Source organism: Aneurinibacillus sp. REN35, assembly GCF_041379945.2.
GTDB lineage: Bacteria > Bacillota > Bacilli > Aneurinibacillales > Aneurinibacillaceae > Aneurinibacillus.
Genome location: NZ_JBFTXJ020000026.1, coordinates 1 through 4,272 on the forward strand (window position 1 = coordinate 1; position 4,272 = coordinate 4,272).

General features: G+C 38.9%; 6 protein-coding genes and 2 tRNA genes. 4 read left to right on the top strand and 4 right to left on the bottom strand.

Going from position 1 to position 4,272, the window contains the following annotated elements; all coding sequences use genetic code 11:
• Positions 1-77: 77 nt before the first annotated feature.
• The 3 genes from AB3351_RS23470 (at position 78) to perR (ending at position 859) form a co-directional block, all read left to right on the top strand.
• Positions 78-152, top strand: a tRNA-Arg gene (locus tag AB3351_RS23470).
• 5 nt (positions 153-157) lie between these two features.
• A tRNA-Leu gene (locus AB3351_RS23475) sits at positions 158-244 on the top strand.
• 183 nt (positions 245-427) lie between these two features.
• Positions 428-859: a peroxide-responsive transcriptional repressor PerR gene (gene perR / locus AB3351_RS23480; protein WP_371149540.1), complete on the top strand. Its 432-nt coding sequence runs from the start codon at positions 428-430 to the stop codon at positions 857-859.
• A 55-nt stretch (positions 860-914) separates the two neighbouring features.
• Here the strand turns inward: perR and AB3351_RS23485 are convergent, their stop codons facing one another.
• Both AB3351_RS23485 and AB3351_RS23490 read right to left on the bottom strand, forming a co-directional pair.
• Positions 915-1,679 (bottom strand): MerR family transcriptional regulator, encoded by a 765-nt coding sequence (locus tag AB3351_RS23485; protein ID WP_371149541.1) that lies wholly within the window; start codon positions 1,677-1,679, stop codon positions 915-917.
• 232 nt (positions 1,680-1,911) lie between these two features.
• Positions 1,912-2,265: a DUF2614 family zinc ribbon-containing protein gene (locus tag AB3351_RS23490; protein ID WP_371149542.1), complete on the bottom strand. Its 354-nt coding sequence runs from the start codon at positions 2,263-2,265 to the stop codon at positions 1,912-1,914.
• Between the two features lie 267 nt (positions 2,266-2,532).
• On the opposite strand from AB3351_RS23490, the gene AB3351_RS23495 reads away from it, so the two are divergent.
• Positions 2,533-3,393 (top strand): nucleotidyltransferase-like protein, encoded by an 861-nt coding sequence (locus AB3351_RS23495; RefSeq protein WP_371149543.1) that lies wholly within the window; start codon positions 2,533-2,535, stop codon positions 3,391-3,393.
• A 124-nt stretch (positions 3,394-3,517) separates the two neighbouring features.
• Here the strand turns inward: AB3351_RS23495 and AB3351_RS23500 are convergent, their stop codons facing one another.
• Positions 3,518-3,802 carry a hypothetical protein gene (locus AB3351_RS23500; RefSeq protein ID WP_371149544.1) on the bottom strand — a complete coding sequence of 95 codons (285 nt, stop codon included), beginning with the start codon at positions 3,800-3,802 and terminating at the stop codon, positions 3,518-3,520.
• 287 nt (positions 3,803-4,089) lie between these two features.
• Positions 4,090-4,272 (bottom strand): hypothetical protein (locus AB3351_RS23505; RefSeq protein WP_371149545.1); only part of this gene is annotated, 183 nt, incomplete at its 5' end.

Genomic DNA, 4,272 nt, shown 5'->3' on the forward strand with positions numbered 1-4,272 from the left:
AACCAAAAATCAAAGTTTCCTTTATATGCGTCATTTTTCTTCAATCCAGTTTTCAGGGTGCAAACCTAATTCATAGTGAGCCTATAGCTCAGGGGATAGAGCACTGGTCTCCGGAACCAGGTGCCCAGGTTCGAATCCTGGTAGGCTCGCCATATATGCGGTCGTGGTGGAATTGGCAGACACGCTATCTTGAGGGGGTAGTGATCTTTCGATCGTGCGAGTTCGAGTCTCGCCGACCGCACCATCTAATTCATATTTATAGAAATTAACGCATGCGCCAAATGTAGGCGTTTTTTTTATGTTGTAAAACAATATACTCAGCTCTTTATGCCTCTCCTTAGTTGACAATTCATTAGCAAAGGTCTTACACTATTTATAAATATTATAAAAAGAGAGTAATTCTTTTTTAGAAAGAGGTGCATGACCTATGTCCGCAGAAATAATGCAAACAGCGCTGAATAAATTAAAGGAAGCTGGAGTGCGGATGACTCCTCAACGTCATGCGATTTTGAGCTATTTACTAAATACGATGTCTCATCCAACTGTTGATGAGATCTATAAATCGCTAGAGGGGACATTCCCTAATATGAGTGTGGCTACGGTCTATAATAATTTGCGTGTTTTTAAAGATATTGGACTAGTAAGAGAATTAACATATGGTGATGCTTCAAGCCGCTATGATGCTGATATGAGTGATCATCATCATGCTGTATGTATAAACTGTGGTAAAGTCAAAGATTTTTACTATCCGCAATTAGATCAAGTAGAAGAGGAAGCGACAGCACAAACGGGATTTGCGGTTGCTACACATCGACTTGAAGTATACGGATTATGCGAAGGCTGCCGTCTTTCACAATAAGTAGGCTATATATAGGAAGAGGAGTGCATACATGCTGCACTCCTCTATTTTCGTTTTATTTTGCAAAGCCTGTATAAATCCAAATGGCATCTCTCAAAAATTCAGCCGTACCAGGTTGCTTTTCATCATAATATGCCTTAAATCGTTCATCATCTACATACATTTGAGCAATCCCCGCATGTGCTTCTTTACTATACTCGCTCCAGTAATATGTTAGCCATTGTTTATGCAGCTCTGCCGCTTTTTGCGCCAGATCACTTGCAGGGTCTCCGGTTTTGAGCGCTTGAGTTAATGTTTCGGCTACTTTATTTGCAAGATGTGTTACTTCTTCATACTCTTCCTCTGTCATATTTTTAAACTTTTGATTAGACTTGTTAACGACATTTTCCCCGTATTTCTCACGAATTTCTTTACCATATCTCTCTTCATTATCATCAATCATTTTTTGCTTAAAACCTTCGAATTTTTCTTTATCCGTCATCATTATTCTCCCTTCTTTTGAAGCAATTGTTTTTTCCACATTAGCGATCAACTGATTTAGTTGATTTCTTTTGTCCAGGAGTTTTTTACGATGCTCTGCAAGGGCGTTAGCTGCGTTAAAGGAGGGATCATTCACGATCGCTTTTATCGTGTCTAGACTGATTCCAAGTTCTCTATAAAACAAAATTTGCTGTAATTTGTCAATCTCAGTCTGACCATAAATTCGATATCCAGACGAGTTTATTCTTGCCGGCTTAAGAATGTCAATCTCATCATAATACCGCAGTGTTCTCGTGCTGATTCCTGCCAGATGAGCAAGTTTTTGCACCGTGTATTCCATGTAATTACCTCCTGACAACATCACTGTATACTTTTACGTAACGTCAAGGTCAATACTTTTGCAAAAAAATTCTAGATAGGGAGAATAGCATACTTTTATTATGCATGGTCATTACATGCTCTTAAGGATAAACCAGGAAATATAAAAAAGCTTGCCGACAATTACACCAGCAAGCTTTTCATTATAAGGCTTCATATAGACCTCATTGTTTATATGTATATGTGCTACAGATTTATGATGTAGGTGAAGAAGTTGGAGCATCTGCTGGATCAAGTGATAGAGGTTGTTTGCAAAACATGCACTCATCACGCAGACCGACCACCTTTGTTACTTTGTTGCAGCTTGGACAGTATACTTGAGTAGCCTTTGTGGAAACCATACCGAGCCACATGTACATGACCGTACTTCCCATAATACAAAGAAAGCCAAACACTAAAAAAATGGACATCATGATAGCACTACCAGCAAACCATGATCCTAAAAAGCCTGCAAAGGCAGAGTAGCCGATATACATAATAATAATACCAATAAATACCATTCCGAGTGCTAATGTCCGTAATTTATTCAGCTTGCCTGAAAATAACATGTACTTTTCCCTCCTGTAGCATTCCTACAAAATTATAGCATGTTTTGCAAAAAAATACCTCCTCAAAAATTCGAGGAGGAAAGAAGGATATAGTTAGTACCTCAGGAAGAGTAAAAGAAATGTACAAAACCATCATAAATCATCATTAACACTATGTCAATAGTAGAAGGTGAAAATAGCTGGTTTGTCGAATGATTTAAGTATAGACAATTATGATATTGAAAAGGTGAATTGCCTTACAAAGCGTGAGAGGAGGTTGTGTACAGTATGGATGACACATTTTCCACTTCGTTTCTTTTAGAATTAATGGACAATGAAGCGGAATCACTCGTTCGAGTACAATCGAATGGGCAGAAAAGTACGTTAATTGACGGATTTGATGAATTATATCTCGTTGTTGTAAAAGAGATGCGAGAAAAGATAAGAGTAAAGAATCTTTTACATAATGCTGCTAATATTCAAGTGCGTTGGGTAGATCAACAATATTTTGCTCATATTATTGAAAATCGCTTTCACCGACGATTTGTTCAGTGGGCGTTACAAGGCGAAATATTGTACGACAAAAATAACTATATAGCACAAGTGAGAAGCAAATTTTCCACTTATCCCTCGGTGTTTCACAGACGAACTGTTTGCGTGGAATTTACACGCTTTTTACGTCACTATTTAGAAGCAAAAGAACATCTTAGTGAAGAGCAGGTATTCGAGGCCTATAATAGTATGTTTCGTGCTTTACATCATTGGGCGAGATTGGCAGTCATTGAGGCAGGTCAGGTGCCTGAGACAGTTGTGTGGGAACAAGTTTCTAAAATTGACTACTCTATTTTCAAACTTTATGAAGAACTTATTACAACAAATGATCCGCTCGAGAAGCGGATTGAACTGCTGCTATTGGCCAGCGAGTTCTCCGTGATCTCTAAGATGGCGGAATGCAGTCGGTTTTTATTTGATATCATGCGAACAAAAAAAGAACCATGGTCAGTTAATGAACTGCTGCATCATCCTGAATTCGAAGGGGTGCAGTTTGATTTGATTCTTTTATTGGAGAAATTAGTGAAGCGCTCTTTGTTAAAAGAGGTGCCTGTCGAAAGTGAATATGGGATTGAAAAGAAGTACAGTATGATCTAGTCATTCTTGCCCCGGATTAATTCCGGGGTTTTTTGCAGTATGTACTGCAAGGCTGTTGATTATCCAGTACGATCCAAACTATATCGTCACCACGCCATGCCCCAAACGGGCGTCGGTTCGTCTTCTACACAGAAGCATCAAGGGCCGCTTTTTTGCCCTTGGCTAGTCGGGACAACCGCTCGGAAGAGACACGAAAATCCTTGTTTGTGTCCTGTTGTGGTGGTCTTTTCCCCTCCGAGTCATCCACACCCTCGGTATCCATAAATAGATAGAAAAGGATGAGGCGTAGGATGTGCGTCTCATTTATTTTTCTGTGTGGAGCACGTGGTGTCAAGGATGAAACCGACCGGCAACTGTCTGCTGTCCCCTGTACTACATAGATGTTTGGCAGGTCCGGCATTGATGCCACAAAGCGGCCGTATTCCTTCCTTATGAGAAAACGACAAGGGAACACGCGGACGCATGCCTCTTATTCTTCTGATATATGGATAATCAGAAGGTGTGTATTTACTGTTATGAACCGAAAATGATGTAAAGTAGTGAGAAATATTGTGAAGTAAAATTGCGCCATAAATGCATTATTGTTTAAAAATTTATAAAGCAAATAAAGAACGCATTCTGACATCGCTTTTTATAAGAACATATTAAAAATATCATGTTTTTAATTGACGAACTACAGGATATTATGATACATTATTACTTGTCGCTGCTAAAAGCAGTGAAGGGATTTAGAAAAATAAAAAATAAAAAAGTTGTTGCAAAAAGTGTTTTGGTTTGATAAGATATAAAAGTCGCCGCTGAGATACGATGCGGTGCGAAAGTACAATAAGTTCCTTGAAAACTGAACAGTGACACTCGATGTGTGCGAGTAAATATATC